The sequence below is a fragment of the Pseudonocardia kujensis genome (assembly GCF_021283305.1).
GTDB lineage: Bacteria > Actinomycetota > Actinomycetes > Mycobacteriales > Pseudonocardiaceae > Pseudonocardia > Pseudonocardia kujensis.
Window position 1 is genome coordinate 37,562 of the sequence record NZ_JAJSOK010000048.1, and the last position, 20,419, is coordinate 57,980.

Sequence of the window (20,419 nt, forward strand, 5' to 3'; positions counted from 1 at the left end):
CGCGACGACGAGGGCCGGGCGGCGCTCCGGCGGCCCTCCGTGACGATCAGCCCTCCGTGACGAACGGGCTGCTGGCGATCTCCGTGCCGTCCTCGAGCTTCTGGACCTCGAAGTCGTTGAAGACGTTGGGCACCTCGGCCTGCAGCTGCCGCAGGCACTCGATCGCGAGCGCCCGGATCTCCACGTCCGCGTGCTCGGTGGCGCGCATGCCGATGAAGTGCCGCCAGGCGCGGTAGTTGCCGGTGACGACGATCCGGGTCTCGGTGGCGTTGGGCAGGATCGCCCGCGCCGCCTGCCGGGCCTGCTTGCGGCGCAGCGTGGCGTTCGGGACGTCGGCGAACCGCTTCTCCAGACCCTCCAGCAGCTGCTCGTAGGCCTTCACCGACGCCTCGGCGGCGTCGAGGAACATCTGGTGGAGCTCGGGGTCGTCGGCGATCACGTCCGGTTCGACCATCGCCGCGTCGCGCTCCGGGACGTAGCGCTGCGACAGCTGCGAGTACGAGAAGTGCCGGTGCCGGATCAGCTCGTGGGTGAGGCTGCGCGAGATGCCGGTCAGGTAGAAGCTGACCGTGCCGTGCTCGAGCACGGACAGGTGCCCGACCTCGAGGATGTGCCGCAGGTAGCCCGCGTTGGTGGCCGTGCGCGGGTTGGGCTTGTTCCAGGACTGGTAACAGGCCCGGCCCGCGAACTCGGCGAGGGCCTGCCCGCCGTCCGCATCCGTCTCCCACGGCACGTCGGCCGGCGGGAGGAACTCGGTCTTGGCGACGAGCTGAACCTTCGGCGGGACCGTCTGCGGCATGGTCGGCAGCGTAACCGGAGGGGCCGACAGAACCGGCTCGGCGTCAGCGTGACGCCGCGACGGCGGTTGCATGATGTCATGAGTGACGCCATAGTGGCGTCATGGACATCGGCCAGTACGTCGCACAGCTGCGGGAGGACCTCCTGTCCGCCGCCGCCGCGGGCGACGAGCAGACCCAGCGCACGGCCGCGCTCCTCGGCGCGGCGATCGAACCCGCGGCCCGGCTGGCCGTCATGAACGCGCTCTCCGACCTGGCCGCCGAGGTGACCGAGGCGCTCGGCGACCGCACCGTCGAGGTGCGCCTCGACGGGCGCGACGTCCGCGTCGCCGTCTCCGGTGCCGAGCACGAGCACGAGCACGAGCACGAGCAGGAGCCGCCGCGCTTCACCCCGCCCGGCCCGGGCGATGCCGGGGACATCAGCCGGATCACGCTCCGGCTCGTCGAGCAGATCAAGGCGCAGGCCGAGCAGGCCGCGGCCCAGCAGGGCGTCTCGCTCAACTCCTGGGTCTCCCAGGCCGTGCAGGGCGCCCTCGCCGGCAGGCAGCGGCGGTGGGAGCAGCGGGGCCGGGGCTGGCCGCGCCCCGAGGGCCCGGGCGGCCGGGGCGACCGGGACGACGACGGCGGCGACGGCCGCCTCCGCGGATGGGTACAGGGGTGAGCGCGATGACCGAACCGAACGAGGACCTGGTCCGCCAGCAGGCCTGGACCTGCGACGAGCCCGCCGAGCTCGAGGTCGCGATCGACGTCGGGCGGGTGCGGGTCGAGCTGAACGACGCCGCCACCGAGGTCCGGGTCGAGGTGCGCCACGAGCCCGACGCCGACAGCCCGTGGGAGCAGGGCATCACCGGGCTGCTCAACTGGCTGGGCTCCGCGACCGGCGACGTCGCCCGTGACCCCGGCGCCGCCGCGGTCCGCGCCGCCGAGATCACCTGGTCCGAGGGCGCACGGCGGCTCGTGGTGCGCTCCACCCAGGACCTGCCGCTGCGGGTGGTGCCGCTGGCGGTGACGGTGTGGGCACCGGCGGGCTCGCGGCTCGCCGTGCGCACCGGGGCCGGCGACGTCACGGTCACCGGGCGCTCCGGCTGGGCCGCCGTGCGGACCGGCTCCGGCGACGCCCGGCTCGACGAGGTCACCGGCGCCCTCGAGGTCACCACCGGGTCCGGCCGGGTCGAGCTCGGGATCGTGGGCGCGGAGGCCAAGCTGCGCACCGGCTCCGGCGGGATCGCGGCCGCCGCCCTCTCCGGCCCGACGACGGTGAAGGCGGGCTCCGGCGACGTCTCCCTCGGCGAGGTCCACGCCGACCTCACGCTGAAGACCGGCTCCGGCGACGTCGAGGTGGCCGACGCCTTCGCCGGCCGCTTCGACCTCACGACCGGCTCCGGCTCGATCCGCGTCGGGGTGCACTCCGGGGTCGCCGCCGAGCTCGATCTCACCTCGGGCTCGGGCCACGCGCGCAGTGACCTCGAGGTCGGCCGGGTCGCCCCGGCCGACGCGCCGCCGCTGCGGGTGACCGGCCGCACCGGCAGCGGGAACATCCGCATCACCCGCGCTGCCGCCGCTGCGGTCTGAGGGGTCCACAACGACGAGCGGGCGGGAGCGACGGGACAGGGACGACGACGGCGCGTCCGGCAGGTCCGGGCGCGCCGCCGGCGTTGCCGACCCGGCTCTCCCCCCGCCGCTGTCCCCGGCTCTCACCCCGCCGCCCTCACCCCGCCACACCCGCCAGCGCTCCCGCGAGATCGCCCCGCTCCCCCACGGCCACGCCCTCGAGCCCGAGCCAGTCCGCCATGTGCCGCAGCTCGGCGGCCAGCTCCGCCGCCACCCGCGGCACCTCGGCGCCCGCCTCCGCGAACGCCCCCTGCACCCGCAGCAACCCGGCCGACCGGTCGGCCTTGAGGTCCACCCGGGCGACCAGCTCGCCGTCGAGCAGGAACGGGAAGACGTAGTAGCCGAACTCGCGCTTCGGCTCGGGCACGTAGATCTCGATGCGGTACCGGAAGCCGAAGATCCGCTCGGTGCGCTCGCGCTCCCAGATCAGCGGGTCGAAGGGGCACAGCAGCGCCCGCCCCTCGATCCGCCGCGGCACGCCCGCGCCGGGCGCCCGGTACGCCGGGGACCGCCAGCCGCGCACCGCGACCGGCTCCAGCTCCCCCGCCTCGACCAGCTCCGCGACGGCCCGTCTGCTCTCCGCGGGTCCGAGGCGGTAGTAGTCCCGCAGGTCCGGCTCGGTGGCGATCCCCAGCGCCCGGGCCGCCCGCCGCACGAGCCCTCGCGCCGCCTCGCCGTGGTCCATCGGGTGGGCGGCGAGCACCGCGGGCGGCAGCACCCGCTCCGGCAGGTCGTAGAGCCGCCGGAAGTTGACCCGGGTGCCGGTGGTGAGCGCGCCGAGGCCGAAGAGGTACTCACAGATCCGCTTCACGTCCGACCGCTCCCACCACGACACCCCTGGCGGGCGCGGCTTCCCCGCCGCCCCGCCCAGGGCCGTCTCCAGCGCCCCGGCGCCGACCGGGCCGAGTTCCTTGACCGCGGCCAGCACGTCGTCGACCAGGGCGGGTTCGCGGTCGGCGAGCTGCGCGTAGTGCCGCCACCACCCCGGCCGCTTCGCCCCGGACAGCAGCAGCGGCCAGTCCTCGACGGGCAGCAGGCTCGCCTCGTGCGCCCAGTACTCGACCATCAGCCGCGGGCGACCTGCGGTGTGGTGCCAGGCCGCCGCGTCGAGCAGGTCGCGGGGGTAGGCGCCGAGCCGGCTGAAGACGGGCATGTAGTGCGCCCGCACGGCGACGTTGACCGAGTCGAGCTGCAGCAGCTGGACCCGGCCGAGGACACGCTGCAGGTGCCGCCGGGTCACCGGGCCCGACGGGCGGGGGTCGGCGAAGCCCTGCGCCGCGAGCGCGGTCCGGCGCGCGACATCGGCCGAGATCGTCCTCACGGGACGCATGCTGCCAGGCCGCCCCGACAGTTTCCGGACGGTCAGCGCGCGGGTGGCGGATCCGGGACGGGTTCGGCGGCGAACTCGTGCGCCGCGCCGGCCGGCCGGCGCTCCGCCCGCACCACCAGCACGACCGCGACCAGCACGATCAGCCCGCCCAGGCCCTGCAGCAGGGTGAACCGCTCGTCGACCAGCAGGACGCCCAGCAGGACCGCGATCACCGGGTTCACGTAGGCGTAGGTCGCGACGGTGGACACGGGGAGGCCGCGCAGCGCGATCGCGTACGCGCTGAACCCACCGAGGGTGGCCAGCGCGGCGGCCACCCAGATCCACCAGGTCGCCGCGGGGAGTGCGGCGAGGTCGACCCGCCCGCCCGCCGCCGTCCCGACCCCGATCATGATCAGGCCGCCGGTCACCATCTGCACCGTGGCCAGCGCGAACGGACTCGGCGGAACCGGCAGCCTCGTGGTCGCGTAGGTGCCCGAGGCCCAGCCCAGCCCGGCCAGGACGACCAGCCACGGCCCCCACCACGCGCTCCCGGCCGTGCCGCCGGATCCCGGTCCGGCGAGCACCAGCACTCCGAGCCCGACGAGCCCGACCAGCACCCCGACCAGCGTCGCCGGGCTCGGCCGGTCGCCGAAGAGCGTGCGCAGGACCGCGATGTAGAGCGGCACGACGGCCAGCAACAGCGCCGCGAGGCCCGACGGGATCTGCGTCTGCGCCACGGCGACCAGGCCGTTGCCCCACGCGGGCAGCAGGAGCCCGGAGAGCATCGTCGTGAGCAGCTGCGGCCGGCTCATCCGCAGCCCGCGCGGCCCGGAGACGAGCAGGACCAGCAGCCCGAGCGCGACCCCGGCCGACAGGAACCGGAAGCCCCCGGCCAGCAGCGGCGGCACGTGCGTGATCAGCAGCCGGTTGAGCAGGTAGATCGAGCCCCAGAGCAGGTAGACCAGCGAGAGCGCCACCCAGGCCGTCCGGGCGCCGGACGGACGATCGTTCACATCGTTGCACGCTGCCATGCGGACAGCGGCGGGCCAACCCCTCGGCCGGTGTCGGGCGTCACCCCGGCACCGGGTACGAATGTCCGCATGGCCCTCGCCTCGGTCCGCCCCGCCGTCGACGCGGACGTCGACGAGATCGTCCGCATCCAGGCCGAGACCTGGCGGGTGGCCTACGCGGGGATCCTCCCCCGGGCCGCCCTGGACCGGCTGACCGGCGACGACGCCCGGCGCGCCTGGCGGGATGCGGTCGCCGCCGGGGACCCGTTCCACGTGTTCGTGGCGCTCGAGGGCGACTGGACCGTCGGCTTCTGCGCCGCGGCGCACTACGCCGGGCAGGACGGGCTGGCCATCGCGGAGGTCAGTGCGCTGCTCGTCGAGCCCCGGTGGGGCCGGCGCGGGCACGGCGGCCGGCTGCTCGCCGTGGCCGGGGCCGCCCTGCGCCGCGCCGGCTCGGAGGAGGGCCGGGCCTGGGTGCCCGAGGCCGACACCGCCTCCCGGGCCTTCTACGCCCGCGCCGGCTGGGCGGCCGACGGCGCGGTGCGGGCCCTCGACACCGGCGAGGGCACCGTGCGGGAGGTCCGGCACACCGGCCCGTTGGACCTCGAGCTGACCTGACGGCGTGCGCGGCTACGACAGCCCGAGCAGGGGCTCCAGGCCGAAGGTCAGGCCGGGCCGCTCGGGCACGGCGCGGATCGCCATCAGCACGCCAGGCATGAACGACGCCCGGTTCATCGAGTCGTGCCGGATCGTCAGGACCTCGCCCGAGCCGCCGAGGATGACCTCCTGGTGGGCGACCATCCCGGGCATCCGCACGGCGTGCACGTGGATCCCGTCGACGGCGGCGCCGCGCGCGCCGAGGGGGTCGCTCGTGGTGGCGTCGGGCACCGGGCCGAGCCCGGCGGCCGAGCGCGCCTCGGCGACCAGCGAGGCCGTGCGGGCGGCCGTGCCGGAGGGGGCGTCGACCTTCTTCTCGTGGTGCAGCTCCACGATCTCGGCCGACTCGAAGAAGCGCGCGGCCTGCCCGGCGAAGTGCATGGCCAGCACGGCGCCGACGCCGAAGTTCGGCGCGATCAGCACGCCCTGGCCGGGCTTGTCCGCGAGCCAGCCGCGGACCGTGTCGAGCCGCTCGGCGTCGAACCCGGACACCCCGACCACGGCGTGCTGCCCGCGGTCGAGGACGTGCTCCAGGTTGTCCATGACGACGTCCGGCCGGGTCAGGTCGACCACGACCTCTGCGTCGTCCGCCGCGGAGATCGGATCGGCCGAGCCGACCTCCGCCACGAGCTCCAGGTCGTCGGCGCCGCGCACCGCCGCGCACGCCTCCGAGCCCATGCGCCCCTTCGCCCCCAGCACCGCCACCCGGATCGCACTCACGAGCGTGCACTCTAGGCGGCGGGTCCGGTGTCCGGGTTGCCGGCCAGTCCGGTGTCGAGCTGCGGGACGAGTGGTCGAGCACGTCCGGCAGCCGACGCGGGCGCTCTCCCTCCCCGCGCACCTGCCGCACGATTGAGCACACTGCGGCGGGCCTTCGCCGTGGGCACCGGGATGACGTTCGCGGACTGGCGCACGCGGGGTCCGGCTGCGCGCCTCCCTCGCCCTGCTGGCCGACGGGCTGCCGGTGGCCGGGGTGGCACGGCGGGTGGGCCACGCGTCGCTCAACGGGTACGTCGACGCCTTCCGCCGGCACTTCGGGCACACGCCGGCGGCGCACTTCCGGTAGCCGGGACAGCGAGCCGCGACCCTCAGGCCAGGACCAGACCGGTGATCCAGGCCGCGACCATGAGCAGGCCCGCGGCGAGCTCGATGAGGATGCTCCAGCCGACGGCCGAGAGCGCGTGCCTCGTCGACGGCCACGCCTTCGCCGAGCTGCGCAGCCGGGCCAGTTCGGCGAGGTAGACGCCAAGCACGAAGCCGAGGAACAGCCCGACGACCGGGATCACGAAGAAGCCGACGATCCCGAGCACGCCGCCCGCGAGCAGGCTGCGGCCGGGCACGCCGGCGTCGCGCAGCCGCCTGCCGGGAACCAGGAACTTCGCCAGCGACCCGACGACCAGCAGCCCGCCCGCGATGCCGAGGACCCACCAGCCGAGGGCGTCGCCGCGCGGGACGGCCCACACGGCCACGCCCGCCAGGATCACGATCAGCCCGGGCAGCACCTGGACGACGACCCCCACCAGGCCGACCAGGATCAGCAGGCCCGCGACCAGCGCCGTCACCACGCCGTCGACCCTACCGAGATCACCCCGCGAGTCGGCACTTCCCGGTTCGCCGAGTCGCACGTTCCCGATGACGGGCGTGGGGTTCGGTCGCCTCAAACTGCCGACTCGCGGTGCCGGAACTCCCGACTCGCGGTGCCGGAACTCCCGACTCGCGGTGCCGGAACTCCCGACTCGCGGTGCCGGAACTCCCGACTCGCGGGGGCCACGGCGCGACTCGCCGAAGCGTGCGACGTGACTCGCGGGCGTCGGCCTGGCTAGGCGAGGTCGTGGAGGGCGGCGGGGAGGTCGTCGACCGAGCGGTACGGGCCGACGACGGCCGCGGTGAGGTCCTGCGTGAGCAGCTCGGCGGCGAGGTCGGCGACCTGCGCCGGGGTGACGGCGTCGATCCGCGCGAGGCTGTCCGTGACGCTGCGCTGCCGCCCGTGGTCGAGCTCGGAGCGGCCGAGGCGGTTCATCCGCGACGCCGTGTCCTCCAGCCCCAGCACCGTGCCGCCGCGCAGCGACCCCTTCGCCCGTACCACCTCGGACTCGGTGAGCCCGTCGGCGGCGACGCCGGCGAGCACGTCCCGCACCACCGCGACGACCTCGCCCAGCCGCTCCGGCGCGCACCCGGCGTAGACCGAGAAGGTGCCGGCGTCGGCGTAGCAGGCCTGCGCGGAGTACACCTGGTAGGCCAGCCCGCGCTGCTCGCGGACCTGCTGGAACAGCCGCGACGACAGCCCGCCGCCGAGCGCGGCGTTGAGCACCGCGAGGACCGGGCGGCGCCGGTCGTGCCGGTCCAGCCCGGGCACGCCCAGCAGCAGGTGCGCCTGCTCGGAGTCGTCCGTGCGCAGGGCGAGGGCCTTGCGGGCGGGCAGGCGTCCGCCGCCGGCCGGGCGCGGGGCGACGGGGGCGAGCTCCGGTCCGTCGCCCAGCGCCTTCGCGGCAAGGTCGGCGACGTGCCCGTGGTCGAGGTTGCCGGCGGCCGCGACGACCATCCGCGGCGTGGTGTACTCGCCGCGCCAGAAGTCGTGCAGCGTCTCGCGGCTCATCCCGCGGATCGACTCCTCGGAGCCGATCACGGGACGGCCGAGCGGGTGCGTGCCGAAGATCGTCTCGTCGAAGAGCTCGCCGAGCAGGTCCTCGGGGTCGTCGTCGCGCATGGCGATCTCTTCGAGGACCACCCCGCGCTCCAGCTCGACGTCCGTGTGCGCCAGCTCGGCGTTGGTCACGACGTCCGCGAGGACGTCGAGCGCCAACGGTACGTCCTCGTCGAGGACGTGCGCGTAGTAGCAGGTGTGCTCCTTGGCGGTGAACGCGTTGAGCTCGCCGCCGACCGCGTCCATCTCCTCGGCGATGCCCTGCGCGGTGCGCCGCCCGGTGCCCTTGAACAGCAGGTGTTCGAGGTAGTGCGCGGCCCCGGCCTGGTCCGGGCGCTCGTCCCGGGAGCCGATGGCGATCCAGACGCCGAGCGCGACCGACCGCACGCCGGGCACCTGCTCGGTGAGCACGCGAACGCCCCCGGGCAGCTCGGTGCGAGCCACCCCGGGGGCGTCCGGGTGCGACGTGCTGGTCAGCTGGAGACCTCGGCCGGCTCGGCCGTGTCCTCCGCGGGCGCGTCGGCCGGGGCGCCGTCGGCGTCGCCCGCGCCCTCCTCCGGCACCGGGACCAGGCTGATCTTGCCGCGGTTGTCGATGTCGGTGACCTCGACGCGGATCTTGTCGCCGACCTTGACGACGTCCTCGACCTTGCCGATCCGCTTCCCGTTGCCGAGCTTCGAGATGTGGACCAGGCCGTCCTTGCCGGGGACCAGCGAGACGAAGGCGCCGAAGGCGGCGGTCTTGACGACCGTGCCCAGGAACCGCTCGCCGATCTTCGGCAGCTGCGGGTTGGCGATGGCGTTGATCATGCCGATCGCCTCCTCCGCGGAGGGGCCGTCGGCGGCACCGACGTAGATCGTGCCGTCGTCCTCGATCGAGATGTCCGCGCCGGTCTTCTCCGTGATCGAGTTGATCATCTTGCCCTTCGGGCCGATGACCTCGCCGATCTTGTCGACGGGCACCTTGATCGCGGTGACCCGCGGCGCGTAGGTGCTCATCTCGTCCGGTCCGTCGATGGCCTCCTGGAGGACCTCCAGGATGGTCAGGCGGGCGTCCTTGGCCTGGTTCAGCGCGGCCGCGAGGACCTCGGACGGGATGCCGTCGAGCTTGGTGTCCAGCTGGAGCGCGGTGACGAAGTCGCTCGTGCCGGCGACCTTGAAGTCCATGTCGCCGAACGCGTCCTCCGCGCCCAGGATGTCGGTGAGCGCGACGTACTGGGTCGCGCCCTCGACCGAGTCGGACACCAGGCCCATCGCGATGCCCGCGACCGGCGCCTTCAGCGGCACACCGGCGTTGAACAGCGACATCGTGGACGCGCAGACCGAGCCCATCGACGTGGAGCCGTTGGAGCCGAGCGCCTCGGACACCTGGCGGATCGCGTAGGGGAACTCCTCGCGCGTGGGCAGCACGGGCAGCAGGGCCCGCTCGGCCAGCGCGCCGTGGCCGATCTCGCGGCGCTTCGGCGAGCCCACCCGGCCGGTCTCACCGGTCGAGTACGGCGGGAAGTTGTAGTGGTGCAGGTAGCGCTTGTGCGTCTCCGGCCCCAGCGAGTCGATCTGCTGCTCCATGCGCAGCATGTTCAGCGTGGTGACGCCCATGATCTGGGTCTCGCCGCGCTCGAACAGCGCCGAGCCGTGCGCCCGCGGGACGACCTCGACCTCGGCCGACAGCGGCCGAATGTCGGTGAGCCCACGGCCGTCGATGCGGACCTTGTCGCGCAGGATGCGCTGGCGCACGAGCTTCTTGTTCAGCGACCGGAACGCGGCGCCGAGCTCCTTCTCGCGGCCCTCGAACTGCGCGCCGAGGGACTCGAGCACCGAGAGCTTGACCTCGTCGATCTTCGCCTCGCGCTCCTGCTTGGGGCCGATGGCCAGCGCGGCGGCCAGGTCGGCGCTCGCGGCCTTCTCGACGGCCTCGAACGCGTCGGGCTGGTACGCCGGGTAGGTCGGGTAGTCGCGGGTCGGCTTGGCGGCGACCTCGGCCAGCTGCTGCTGGGCCACGCACAGACTGCGGATGAACGGCTTGGCCGCCTCCAGGCCCTGCGCGACGACCTCCTCGGTGGGCGCCTGCGCGCCACCGGCGACGAGCTCGATCGTCTCGGTGGTGGCCTCGGCCTCCACCATCATGATCGCGACGTCGTCACCCACGATGCGGCCCGCGACCACCATGTCGAACACGGCCCGCTGCAGGTCCTCGTGCTGCGGGAACGCGATCCACTGACCGTCGATCAGCGCGACGCGGACGCCGCCGATCGGGCCGGAGAAGGGCAGGCCGGCGAGCTGCGTCGACGCGGAGGCCGCGTTGATCGCGAGCGCGTCGTACGGGTCCTGCGGGTCCAGCGAGAGGACCGTGACCACGATCTGGATCTCGTTGCGCAGGCCGTCGACGAAGGACGGGCGCAGCGGCCGGTCGATCAGGCGGCAGGTGAGGATCGCGTCGGTGCCCGGACGACCCTCCCGCCGGAAGAACGAGCCGGGGATCTTGCCGATCGCGTACATCCGCTCCTCGACGTCCACCGTGAGGGGGAAGAAGTCGAAGTGCTCCTTGGGCTGCTTCGACGCCGTGGTGGCGGACAGCAGCATGGTCTCGTCGTCCAGGTAGGCGACGACGGATCCGGCGGCCTGGCGCGCGAGGCGCCCGGTCTCGAACCGGATGGTGCGGGAGCCGAAGCTCCCGTTGTCGATCACTGCGGTCGTCTCGTGGACGCCGTCGTTCTCGAGGTCTGACATGAAGTGGTGTCTCTCCTTCGTGAAGAGCCTGTGCCACCTCGCCGGATCCTCCGCGGAGCCGGTCTTCGATCGAAGCCCCCGGAGTCTTCTCTCCGGGAGCCACTACCGAGGACCGGCGGATCATGGGGCGCGGTGACGGAAGTGGGTCGTTCTTCAGTTGTGCGCCGGGACGCCGGGGCGGCTCACGCCGCCCCGGCCCCCGGACCGGGTCAGCGGCGCAGGCCCAGGCGCTCGATGAGCGAGCGGTAGCGCTGCACGTCGACCGACGCCAGGTACTTCAGCAGGCGGCGGCGGCGGCCGACCATGAGGAGCAGGCCGCGGCGGGAGTGGTGGTCGTGCTTGTGCTGCTTGAGGTGCTCGGTCAGGTCGCTGATCCGCTTGGTCAGCAGCGCGACCTGCGCCTCCGGCGAGCCGGTGTCGCCCTCGTGGACGCCGTACTCGTCGAGGATGGTCTTCTTGTCTGCGGCGGTGAGTGCCACTGCGGTGGTGCTCCTTCGTGTGGTGACGTCCGTGGGGCCCGCACCCGGGCCACGCACTCGCCGTGGTGGGCGACCGCGTCGGGGCGGGAAGCTGGTCGCGGCCGCCACGGACTGCAGCCGGACCCGGTGAACAGGCTACCAGCGCGGCCCTTCCCGCCTCCGGGTACCCGGGGATCGTCGCCGGTCAGGGTGGGTGACGGGTGTGTCGGACGTGTCTGCTGTGGTCGTCGGGGGCGATGCCCGCCCGACGGCGGCAGCGCGGCCCCGCCGGTGGTGGCGACGCGGCCCCGCGGGTGGTGACGACGCGGCTCAGCGGGTGGCGGCGGCGCGGCGCAGCAGCGCGGCGAGCTCCGGGAAGGTCGCCGCGAGGGTCGACGCCGCGGCGACCAGCTGCGCCGGCCCCGCCACCCGCCGGAGCGCCTCGGCCGCGACCAGGGCGGGGTCGGGACGCGGGCCCGGTCGGGCGGGGCGGGGAGCGGGCGCGGGGTGGGCGCCCGGGGCCGGGCCGGGCGTCGGGGACGGGTGCCGCCGCGGCGGCGTGCCGACGGAGCCGGACTCGCGGCTCGCCCCGACCGGGCGGGCGAGCAGCGCCGTCCACCCCGGCGGGGCGGTGCGCACCTCGTCGAGCAGCGCCGGCACGTCCTCCGGCGCGACCGGCCCGGCCGCGCAGCGCCCGTCGAGCAGGAGCAGCCGGGCCAGCACGGCGGGATCGCCGATCTTCACGCGCTTGGCGCTGACCAGCTGCGACAGCATCGCCGGGCTCATCCCGAGGGTTGCGGCGAGTGCACCCTGCGTGACGCCGAGGACCCGCGTCATCCGGTGCACCCGCTCGGCGAGCGGCGTCCCGTACAACGCCCGCTGGCGCTCCCGGTTGGTGGCGAGCCTGTCGATCTCCACCCCGGGATGCTGGCATCCGGGCCCGGGCCCCCGAGGCGGAACGGGCGAAGTCGGCACCGGGAACCGCGCCCGATCGGGTGACGGCGCGCCCGCGCTCAGCTCAGACGCCCAGCAGCTCCCGCGTCCGCTCGACGTCGGCGTTCATCTGCTCGATGAGCGGGTCGATCCCGTCGAACCGCTCCTGGCCGCGCAGGCGGTGGGCGAACTCGATGCCGACCTCGTGGCCGTAGAAGTCCTCGTCGACGTCGAGGACGTAGGCCTCGACGGTGCGGACCTTGCCGGAGAAGGTCGGGTTGGAACCGACCGAGATCGCCGCGGCCAGCCGCCGCTCGCCCAGCAGGAACCAGCCCGCGTAGACACCGTCGGCGGGCAGGGCGGTGTGCAGCGCGCAGGCGACGTTGGCGGTCGGGAAGCCCAGCTCGCGGCCGCGCTTGTCGCCGTGCACCACCACGCCGTCGACCCGGTGCAGCCGGCCGAGCGCGGCCGCGGCGGCCTCCATGTCGCCCGCGTCGATGCACGAGCGGATGTAGGTGGACGAGAAGGTGACCCCGTCGTCCGTGATCAGGTCGAGCGCCTCGACCTGGAAGCCGAACCGGACGCCCAGGTCCCGCAGGGTGCCGATGTCGCCCGCGGCCTTGTAGCCGAAGGTGAAGTTGGTGCCCACCACCACGTTCGCGGCGTGCAGGGTGTCGACCAGCACCTCGTGCGCGAACTCCGCGGGCTTCATGTGCGCCAGCTCGTTGGTGAACGGGATGACGCAGAACGCGTCCGCCCCCGCCTCCTCGACCAGGTCGGCACGCCGCTCCAGCGTGGTCAGTGCGGCGGGGTGCGACCCCGGGCGGACCAGCTCGGCGGGATGCGGGTCGAAGGTGACGACCACGCTGCGCAGGCCGCGCTCCCGGCCGCGGGCGACCGCCCGCTCGATCAGCTGCCGGTGCCCGCGGTGCACGCCGTCGAAGACCCCGATGGTCACGACGCTGCGGCCCCATCCCGAGGGCACGGCCTCGAGTCCCCGCCACCGTTCCACGATCGGCAGCCTACGGAACCGATCCTGCTCAGGAGCCCGCGGGGGCGAGCACCACGACCGGCTTCGCCGCGCCCCCGGCGTCGGCCATGAGCGCGAGCACGCGGCCGTCGGGCGCGAAGACGCCGTAGGTACCGCTCAGCCCGGCGGCGGGCAGCCGTTTGCCGTGCGCGACGTCGGTGGCGCCGCCGGCGTCGACGTCCCGGCGCGGGAAGGCGGTCGCCACCGCCCCGGCGAGGTCGAGCGACAGCCCGGGCTCGGCCTCGAGCTCCTCCAGCGTGCGCGCGTGGGTCAGGTCGAACGGCCCGACCCGGGTGCGCCGCAACGCCGTCAGGTGCCCGCCCACGCCCAGTGCCGCGCCGACGTCGCGGGCCAGCGCTCGCACGTAGGTCCCGGACGAGCACTCCACCACCACGTCGAGGTCCGGGCCCCGGCGCTCGAGCAGCGTGAACGCCGACACCGTCACCGGCCGGGCCGGGATCTCCACCGTCTCGCCCGCGCGCACCCGCGCGTAGGCCCGCTTCCCGTCGATCTTGATCGCGCTGACCGACGACGGGACCTGCCGGATCTCGCCCGTCCGGGCCGCCATCGCCGCGCCGATCGCCTCGTCCCCGACCCCGGACGCGTCGGCAGACGACACGACCTCGCCCTCGGCGTCGTCCGTGGTCGTGGCCGCGCCGAGGCGGATCGTGGCGGTGTAGGCCTTGGTGTCGAGCGCGAGGTGCCCGAGCAGCTTGGTGCCGCGCTCGACCCCGCACACGAGCACGCCGGTGGCCATCGGGTCGAGGGTGCCGGCGTGCCCGACCTTGCGGGTGCGCAGGATGCGCCGCAGGCGGGAGACGACGTCGTGCGAGGTCATCCCGCCGGGCTTGTCGACGACGACGATCCCACCGGCTACCAGTCCTGCGTCGGGCACGGGCCGTGACCCTACTTCCCCAGCCGGTACCCGACGCCGCGTGCCGTCACGATCACCTCCGGCCGGCCCAGCTTGGACCGCACCAGCGCCACGTGCGCCTCCAGCGTGCGGCGCGCGGAGGAGTCGGTGGTCCCCCACACCTCGTCGAGCAGCTCGTCCCGCGCGACGACGGCGCCCTCGCGGCGGGCGAGCGCCGCGAGCAGGTCGAACTCCTTGCGCGCCAACCCCACCTCGGCGCCCGCGACCGTGACCGCCCGGCGCGCGAGGTCGATCTCCACGTCCCCGGCGACGACGGTGGGCGCCACCCCGAGCCCGCGGGTGCGGCGCAGCACGGCGTCGATCCGGGCCAGCAGCTCCTCGACGAGGAACGGCTTGACGATGTAGTCGTCCGCGCCGTTGCGCAGCCCGCTGACCCGCGCCTCCACCGCCCCGCGACCGGTCACCGCCAGGATCGGCACCCGCGAGACCTCCCGGATGCCGCGGCACACCCCGATCCCGTCCCGGTCCGGCAGCCCCATGTCGAGGAGCACGACGTCCGGTTCGGACTCGCGCACCGCCGCGAGCGCGTCCGCCCCCCTGGTCACGTGCCGGACCCGGAAGCCCGCGTTGCCCAGCGCCTTCGCCACGGCGCCGCCGAGCACTTCGTCGTCCTCGACCAGAAGTGCGCGCACCGTCCGGTTGCTCCCATCCTGCGAAACCTCAAGCCCCACCCAATTATGAACGCCTACGCCCTGACATGGCGCCGGTCACGTTCCTAGCGTGCTCCCCGGCACCGGACGTCGAGGAGGACGACACGTGACAGCAACCGAAGCCGCACCTCGCAAGCGCTTCTTCACCCAGCTCTGGTTCTGGGTCATCGTCGGCATCGTCCTCGGTGTGGTGTTCGGGCTCGTGGCGCCCGACGCCGCCAAGGGCGCCAAGTGGCTCGCCGACGGCTTCATCCAGATGATCAAGGTGATCGTGGCGCCGGTGATCTTCTGCACCGTCGTCGTGGGCATCGCCTCGATCGGCAACCTCGCCCGCGCCGGCGGACTGGCGCTCAAGGCACTCTTCTACTTCCTGGTCGCGACGGTCGTCGCGCTGACCATCGGCCTGCTCGCGGCGAACGTCTTCGCGCCGGGCTCCGGGTTCACCGGCCAGCCGTCGGCGACCGCGCTGGAGTCGGCCGCCAAGCAGGTCGACCAGGGCGCACAGGACGCCGGGTTCACCGGCTTCGTCCTCAACGACCTGCTCCCGACGAGCTTCCTGGGCCCGTTCGTGGAGAACGAGGTCCTCCGCGTCCTGGTGCTGGCGATCCTCACCGCCTGCTCGGTGTCGCTGCTGGCCGCGCCGCTGCGCAAGCGGGTCGTCGGGTCGATCGAGACGATCGCGCAGGTCATCTTCGGGATCATCAAGCTGATCATGTGGGCCGCGCCGGTCGCCGCGTTCGGCGGCATGGCCTACACGGTCGCCCAGTTCGGCGCCTCGTCGCTGACCAACCTCGTCAAGCTGATGGGCGTCTTCTGGGGCACCTGCGCGTTCTTCGTCGTGGCCGTCCTCGGGCTCGTGTCCTGGTGGGCCGGGTTCAACATCTTCAAGGTCATCCGGCTGATCAAGGACGAGCTGCTGATCATCGTCGGCACGTCGTCGTCGGAGTCCGTGCTGCCGCGCCTGCTCACCAAGCTGGAGGCGGCGGGCGCGTCGAAGCAGACCGTCGGCCTGGTCATCCCGACCGGCTACTCGTTCAACCTCGACGGCACCTGCATCTACCTGACCCTGGGCGCGCTGTTCATCATCCAGGCGGGCAACGAGTCCCTGCCGATCGGCCTGCAGATCGGCCTCGCCCTGCTGATGGTGCTGACGTCGAAGGGCGCCGCGGGCATCACGGGCGCCGGCCTGGTCACCCTGGCCGCGTCGCTGCAGGCCTTCGGCGGTGAGTTCTTCTCGGCCGAGGCGATCGCGGTGGGCATCGCGCTGATCATCGGCATCGACCGCGTGATGAGCGAGGGCCGGGCGCTGACCAACTGCATCGGCAACGTCGTGGCCACGCTGGTCATCGCCCGCTGGAACGGCGAGCTCGACCGCGAGCGGCTCGAGGCGGTGCTCGACGACCCGTCGCTGGTCGACGAGGCCATGGAGCTGGAGCACGGCTCGCCGGCCGAGGACGGGGCCGGGGACGAGTCCGAGAAGGAGCCCGCGGCGGTCGGCGCCGGCAGCGGCTACGAGGTCGCGACCGAGCGCACCGGCCGGGTCACGAGCACCGGCAAGACCCTCCCGCCCGGCGAGCGGACCGAGGAGCGGACCGACACGCACGAGTCCCTCCGGTAGCACAATCACCGGCGTGTCCCCCCGACCCCGCCGCGGCTCCCGCCTCGTCAGCCGGCTGCTCCTGCTGCAGCTCGTGACGGTGCTGGTGACCGTCGGCGGGGTCGCGGCACTGGGGGTGTTCGGGGCCCGCGAGCTCGAGTCCGCCGCGGCGGCCCGGCTCACCCTGGCGACCGCGCAGTCCGTGGCCGGCGACCCGGAGGTCGTCGCGGCGGTGGCGGCGGGTGGGGATCCGCTCGTCGTCTCCCGGACCTTGCAGCCCCTGGCCGAGCGCGTGCGGGTCGCCACCGGCACCGCCTTCGTCGTGATCATGACGCCCGACGGCGTGCGGTACAGCCATTCCGAGCCCGACCGCATCGGCGGGGTGTACGTCGGCTCCATCGCCGAGGCGCGCGCCGGGCGGGCCTACACCGAGGACTACCCGGGCACCCTCGGGCCGTCGGTCCGCACCGTGGTCCCGGTGACCGACCGCGGGCAGGTCGTCGGGCTGGTGTCCGTGGGCGTCCTGGAGACGCGGATCAGCGCGCTGGTGGCGCGCGAGCTGCCCTGGATCCTCCTCGTCGCCGCCGCGGCGGTGGCGCTCGGCGCGTTCCTCGCCTGGCTGCTGGCCCGGCGGGTGCGGCGGCAGACGCTCGGCCTGGAGCCCGAGGAGATCGCCGCCGCCTACACCCACCACGACGCCGTCCTGCGGGCCGTCCGTGAGGGCCTGATGGTGCTCGACGGGGACGGCCGCGTGGTCGTGCTCAACGCCGAGGCGCGGCGGCTGCTGGGCTTCGCCCCCGACGAACCCGTGGAGGGCCGGCAGCTGGTGGAACTGGGCGTGGACCCGGCGCTGCGGGCGGTCACCCGGCTGGCCACGGGCGGGGTGGAGGACGACGGGGACGTCCTCGACACCCTCACCCTCGCGGGCGAGCGGGTCCTGTTGCTCTCGCGCACCGCGGCCGGGCCCCGCGCCGGCGACGGCACCCGCGTCGTCACGCTGCGGGACCGGACCGAGCTGGCCGAGGTGCTGCGCGAGCGCGACGCCGCCCGGGACCGGGCCCGCGCGCTGGCCGGGCAGGCCCACGAGTTCGCCAACCGCATGCAGACCGTGCTCACCCTCGTGCAGCTCGGCGACACCGACGACGCGCTGCGGGCCGGCACCGCCGCCGTCGACCGGGCGCGCGGGCCGGTGCTCGACACCGTGCACGACCCGGTGCTGGCCGCGCTGCTCACCGATAAGGCCTGGACCGCCGGCGAGCGGGGGATCGCCTTCACCGTCGCCGACGAGACCGAGGACCCGGTCCGGCTCGACCCGGACGACCTCGTCTCGCTCGTCGGCAACCTGGTCGACAACGCCCTCGACGCCGCGGAGGGCTCGCCCGACCCGCGGGTGGAGGTACGCCTGACCGACGACGTGCTCGAGGTCGCCGACTCCGGACCGGGCATCCCGCCCGAGGCCGCCGACGACGTCTTCGAGCACGGCTTCTCCACGAAGGAGGCCCGGCCGGACCGGCCGCGCGGGATCGGGCTGGCGCTGGTCGCGCGGATCGTGCGGCGGCTCGGCGGCACGGTCGAGGTGGTGCCGCGCGCGCCGGGGACACTCTTCCGGGTCGGCCTGCCTACTCGGCAGGGCCCAGCACCGCGCCCGGCACCGCCCAGCGTCCCGACCGCGTCCGCAACCCCACCGCCACGAACCTGACCAGCATGAACAGCGACAGGCCGGTCCAGATCCCGACCAGCCCCCAGCCCGCGACGAGGGAGATCCAGATCAGCGGGAGGAACCCGCAGACGGCCGCCAGCAGGGTCGAGGTGCGCAGGAACGCGGCGTCGCCGGCCCCGAGCAGCACGCCGTCGATCGCGAACACCACGCCGGCCACGGGTTGCAGCGCCACGAAGAACCACCAGGCCTGCGGGATCGTGTCCAGAGTGGCCTCGTCGGCGGTGAACAGACCCGGCAGCAGGGGGTAGAGCGCGGCGAACACGACCGCGAACACGATCCCGAGCACCAGCCCGTAGCGGATCACCTGCGCCGCCACGCCCTTGGCGTGCTCGGCCCCGCCGCCGCCCAGGGCCGCGCCGACGAGGGCCTGCGCGGCGATCGCGACGGCGTCGAGCACCAGGGCCTGGAAGTTCCACAGCTGCAGGACGACCTGGTGCGCCGCGACCGCCGACGCCCCGAACCGGGCGGCCACCGCCGTGGCCGACAGGAAGCAGATCTGGAAGCCGGCGGTGCGCAGGATCAGGTCGCGGCCCATCGACAGCTGCGCGCGGATCAGCGACAGCCGCGGGAGCAGCGACACCTCCGGGTGCGCCTTCTTCTCCCGGGCCAGCGCGACCAGGAAGAGCCCCGCGACGATCACCTGCGCCACCAGGTTCGCGACGGCCGAGCCCTCCAGGCCCCACCCGAGCCCGTGCACCAGCACCGGGCACAGGACCGCGGAGAGCCCGTTGCCGGCGAGGACGTAGCGCAGCGGGCGCGCGGTGTCCTGGACGCCGCGCATCCAGCCGTTGCCCGCCAGCGTGACGAGGATGAGCGGCGCACCGAACAGCGCGATCCGCAGCCAGCCGACCGCGGCGTCGGCGACCGCGCCGCCGTCGCCCAGGACGTTCGCGACGGGCCGCGCGACCAGCTGGCCGACCCCGAGCACCAGCAGCCCGACCGCGAGCGCCACCCACGTGGCCTGCACGCCCTCGACCACCGCCTCGGGCCGGCGGCCCGCGCCGTGCAGCCGGGCGGAGCGGGCGGTGGTGCCGTAGGACAGGAAGTTCAGGGCGGTGGTGACCTGTGCGAACAGCACGCCCGCGACGGCCAGCCCGGCCAGCGGGACCGCCCCCAGCCGCCCGACGACGGCGGTGTCGACCAGCACGTACAGGGGCTCCGCGGCCAGCACGGGCAACGCCTGCACCGCGAGCCGGAGGACCTGCCGGGCGGGGACCCCCTCGTGATCGGGCGAGCTCACCGGCCCATGGTTCCACAGCGCACCCACCACACCCGGCCCGTCGGCTCTACCCTCCCGGGATGCTGGTCGGGCGGGACGCGGAGCTGCGCGAGCTCGAAGGGGCGGCGGCCGAGGCCCTGCGCACGGGCCGCGGCTGGACCGCGCTGGTCCTCGGCGAGCCCGGTATTGGCAAGACCGCCCTGGCTGCCGAGTTCGCCGCCCGGTCGCGCGCGGCGGGCGTCGCCACCGCGTGGGCGGCGTGCCGGCAGGAGGGCGGCACCCCGCCCTACTGGCCCTGGGCCCAGCTGCTGGACCGGCTGGGCCGGGCCGGGGCGCTCACCGTGGCCGACGGCGACGCCGAGCTGGCCCGCTTCCTGCTGTTCGACGCCGTCGCCGCGGCCCTGCGGGCGGCCGCGCCCGTCCTGCTCGTCCTCGACGACCTGCACTGGGCGGACCCGGACTCGCTGCGCCTGCTCGCGGCTCTCCGCGCGCACGTCGGCGAGGCGCCCGTCCTGGTGCTGGGCACCTACCGGGACACCGAGCCGGGCGGGATGGCCACGCTCGCGGCCGACCGGCGGATCGTGCTGGCCGGGCTGGCCGCCGCCGACCTCGGCACCGCCCTGCGGGCCGCCACCGGAGAGGAGGTCGACGACGCGGCGACGGCGACCCTGCACCGCCGCACCGGCGGCAACCCGTTCTTCGCGGCCGAGATCGTGCGCATGCTCCGCGCCGGGGACGCCGCCGCGGTCACCGCCCTGCCGAGCGGGGTGCGGGCGGTGCTGGAGCGCAGGCTGGGCCTGCTCGACGGGCCGGTCCGCCGGATCCTGCGGGCCGCCGCGGTCCTCGACGCCGGCACCACGGCCGGGGTGGACGCCGTCCTGCTCGCCGCGGTGGCGGACGTGCCGGTCGGTGCGCTGGCCGGGGCGCTCGTGCCCGCCGTCGAGGCGCGCCTGCTCGTCGTCCACGAGGGTCGCCACCGTTTCCCGCACGCCCTGGTGGCCGAGACCCTGCGTGCCTCGACCCCGCCGGCCGAGGCGCTCGCGTTGCACCGGCGGGCGGCCACCGCCCTGGCGGCCCGTCTGGACGCCGCGGCCGGTGTCCCGGCCGAGCTCGCGCGGCAC

The 20,419-nt window shown here is 74.6% G+C and carries 20 protein-coding genes; 7 read left to right on the forward strand and 13 right to left on the reverse strand.

Features of this window, described 5'->3' with window-relative positions:
- Positions 1-46: 46 nt before the first annotated feature.
- Positions 47-799 carry an FAD-dependent thymidylate synthase gene (gene thyX, locus LWC35_RS27045; protein WP_232873082.1) on the reverse strand — a complete coding sequence of 251 codons (753 nt, stop codon included), beginning with the start codon at positions 797-799 and terminating at the stop codon, positions 47-49.
- A 101-nt stretch (positions 800-900) separates the two neighbouring features.
- On the opposite strand from thyX, the gene LWC35_RS27050 reads away from it, so the two are divergent.
- The gene (locus LWC35_RS27050) at positions 901-1,458 is read left to right on the forward strand and encodes a toxin-antitoxin system HicB family antitoxin (RefSeq protein WP_232873083.1); all 558 of its coding nucleotides are present in this window, start codon (positions 901-903) and stop codon (positions 1,456-1,458) included.
- Between the two features lie 5 nt (positions 1,459-1,463).
- On the forward strand, positions 1,464-2,369 hold the full coding sequence (locus LWC35_RS27055; RefSeq protein ID WP_232873084.1) for a DUF4097 family beta strand repeat-containing protein: 906 nt from the start codon (positions 1,464-1,466) through the stop codon (positions 2,367-2,369).
- 136 nt (positions 2,370-2,505) lie between these two features.
- Here the strand turns inward: LWC35_RS27055 and LWC35_RS27060 are convergent, their stop codons facing one another.
- Together LWC35_RS27060 and LWC35_RS27065 are read right to left on the reverse strand one after the other, a co-directional pair.
- Positions 2,506-3,738, reverse strand: coding sequence for a winged helix-turn-helix domain-containing protein (locus LWC35_RS27060; RefSeq protein ID WP_269804864.1), 1,233 nt, complete (start codon positions 3,736-3,738; stop codon positions 2,506-2,508).
- A gap of 32 nt (positions 3,739-3,770) precedes the next feature.
- Entirely contained in the window at positions 3,771-4,730 is a 960-nt protein-coding gene (locus LWC35_RS27065; protein WP_232873086.1) for an EamA family transporter, read from the reverse strand.
- A gap of 87 nt (positions 4,731-4,817) precedes the next feature.
- On the opposite strand from LWC35_RS27065, the gene LWC35_RS27070 reads away from it, so the two are divergent.
- On the forward strand, positions 4,818-5,345 hold the full coding sequence (locus LWC35_RS27070) for a GNAT family N-acetyltransferase (RefSeq protein ID WP_232873087.1): 528 nt from the start codon (positions 4,818-4,820) through the stop codon (positions 5,343-5,345).
- A 12-nt stretch (positions 5,346-5,357) separates the two neighbouring features.
- Here LWC35_RS27070 and dapB read toward each other — a convergent pair whose 3' ends face one another.
- On the reverse strand, positions 5,358-6,104 hold the full coding sequence (gene dapB, locus LWC35_RS27075; RefSeq protein WP_308194679.1) for a 4-hydroxy-tetrahydrodipicolinate reductase: 747 nt from the start codon (positions 6,102-6,104) through the stop codon (positions 5,358-5,360).
- Between the two features lie 205 nt (positions 6,105-6,309).
- Here dapB and LWC35_RS27080 point away from each other — a divergent pair, with 205 nt between their 5' ends.
- Positions 6,310-6,450, forward strand: coding sequence for a helix-turn-helix transcriptional regulator (locus LWC35_RS27080; protein WP_269804874.1), 141 nt, complete (start codon positions 6,310-6,312; stop codon positions 6,448-6,450).
- Between the two features lie 22 nt (positions 6,451-6,472).
- Here the strand turns inward: LWC35_RS27080 and LWC35_RS27085 are convergent, their stop codons facing one another.
- From LWC35_RS27085 to LWC35_RS27120, 8 genes are all read right to left on the reverse strand, one after another.
- Positions 6,473-6,949: a DUF456 domain-containing protein gene (locus LWC35_RS27085; protein ID WP_232873089.1), complete on the reverse strand. Its 477-nt coding sequence runs from the start codon at positions 6,947-6,949 to the stop codon at positions 6,473-6,475.
- Positions 6,950-7,203: 254 nt separating this feature from the next.
- A complete protein-coding gene (locus LWC35_RS27090) occupies positions 7,204-8,505 on the reverse strand; it encodes a M16 family metallopeptidase (protein ID WP_232873101.1) in 1,302 nt (433 codons plus the stop codon).
- On the reverse strand, positions 8,502-10,757 hold the full coding sequence (locus LWC35_RS27095) for a polyribonucleotide nucleotidyltransferase (protein WP_232873090.1): 2,256 nt from the start codon (positions 10,755-10,757) through the stop codon (positions 8,502-8,504). Before LWC35_RS27095 ends, LWC35_RS27090 begins: the two co-directional genes overlap by 4 nt.
- A gap of 209 nt (positions 10,758-10,966) precedes the next feature.
- Positions 10,967-11,236 (reverse strand): 30S ribosomal protein S15, encoded by a 270-nt coding sequence (gene rpsO / locus LWC35_RS27100; protein WP_037047075.1) that lies wholly within the window; start codon positions 11,234-11,236, stop codon positions 10,967-10,969.
- A gap of 309 nt (positions 11,237-11,545) precedes the next feature.
- The gene (locus tag LWC35_RS27105) at positions 11,546-12,133 is read right to left on the reverse strand and encodes a hypothetical protein (RefSeq protein WP_232873091.1); all 588 of its coding nucleotides are present in this window, start codon (positions 12,131-12,133) and stop codon (positions 11,546-11,548) included.
- A gap of 100 nt (positions 12,134-12,233) precedes the next feature.
- Positions 12,234-13,160: a bifunctional riboflavin kinase/FAD synthetase gene (locus tag LWC35_RS27110; RefSeq protein ID WP_232873092.1), complete on the reverse strand. Its 927-nt coding sequence runs from the start codon at positions 13,158-13,160 to the stop codon at positions 12,234-12,236.
- Between the two features lie 28 nt (positions 13,161-13,188).
- Positions 13,189-14,073 (reverse strand): tRNA pseudouridine(55) synthase TruB, encoded by an 885-nt coding sequence (truB, locus tag LWC35_RS27115; RefSeq protein ID WP_308194681.1) that lies wholly within the window; start codon positions 14,071-14,073, stop codon positions 13,189-13,191.
- A gap of 11 nt (positions 14,074-14,084) precedes the next feature.
- Positions 14,085-14,744: a response regulator gene (locus tag LWC35_RS27120; RefSeq protein ID WP_232873093.1), complete on the reverse strand. Its 660-nt coding sequence runs from the start codon at positions 14,742-14,744 to the stop codon at positions 14,085-14,087.
- 124 nt (positions 14,745-14,868) lie between these two features.
- Here LWC35_RS27120 and LWC35_RS27125 point away from each other — a divergent pair, with 124 nt between their 5' ends.
- The gene (locus LWC35_RS27125; protein WP_232873094.1) at positions 14,869-16,380 is read left to right on the forward strand and encodes a cation:dicarboxylate symporter family transporter; all 1,512 of its coding nucleotides are present in this window, start codon (positions 14,869-14,871) and stop codon (positions 16,378-16,380) included.
- A gap of 13 nt (positions 16,381-16,393) precedes the next feature.
- Entirely contained in the window at positions 16,394-18,058 is a 1,665-nt protein-coding gene (locus LWC35_RS27130) for a sensor histidine kinase (RefSeq protein WP_232873095.1), read from the forward strand.
- Here LWC35_RS27130 and LWC35_RS27135 read toward each other — a convergent pair.
- A complete protein-coding gene (locus LWC35_RS27135) occupies positions 17,979-19,319 on the reverse strand; it encodes an MATE family efflux transporter (protein ID WP_232873096.1) in 1,341 nt (446 codons plus the stop codon). The genes LWC35_RS27130 and LWC35_RS27135 overlap by 80 nt on opposite strands.
- Positions 19,320-19,378: 59 nt before the next feature.
- On the opposite strand from LWC35_RS27135, the gene LWC35_RS27140 reads away from it, so the two are divergent.
- Positions 19,379-20,419, forward strand: a 1,041-nt coding sequence (locus LWC35_RS27140; RefSeq protein ID WP_232873097.1) for an AAA family ATPase, incomplete at its 3' end; no start/stop codon positions are given.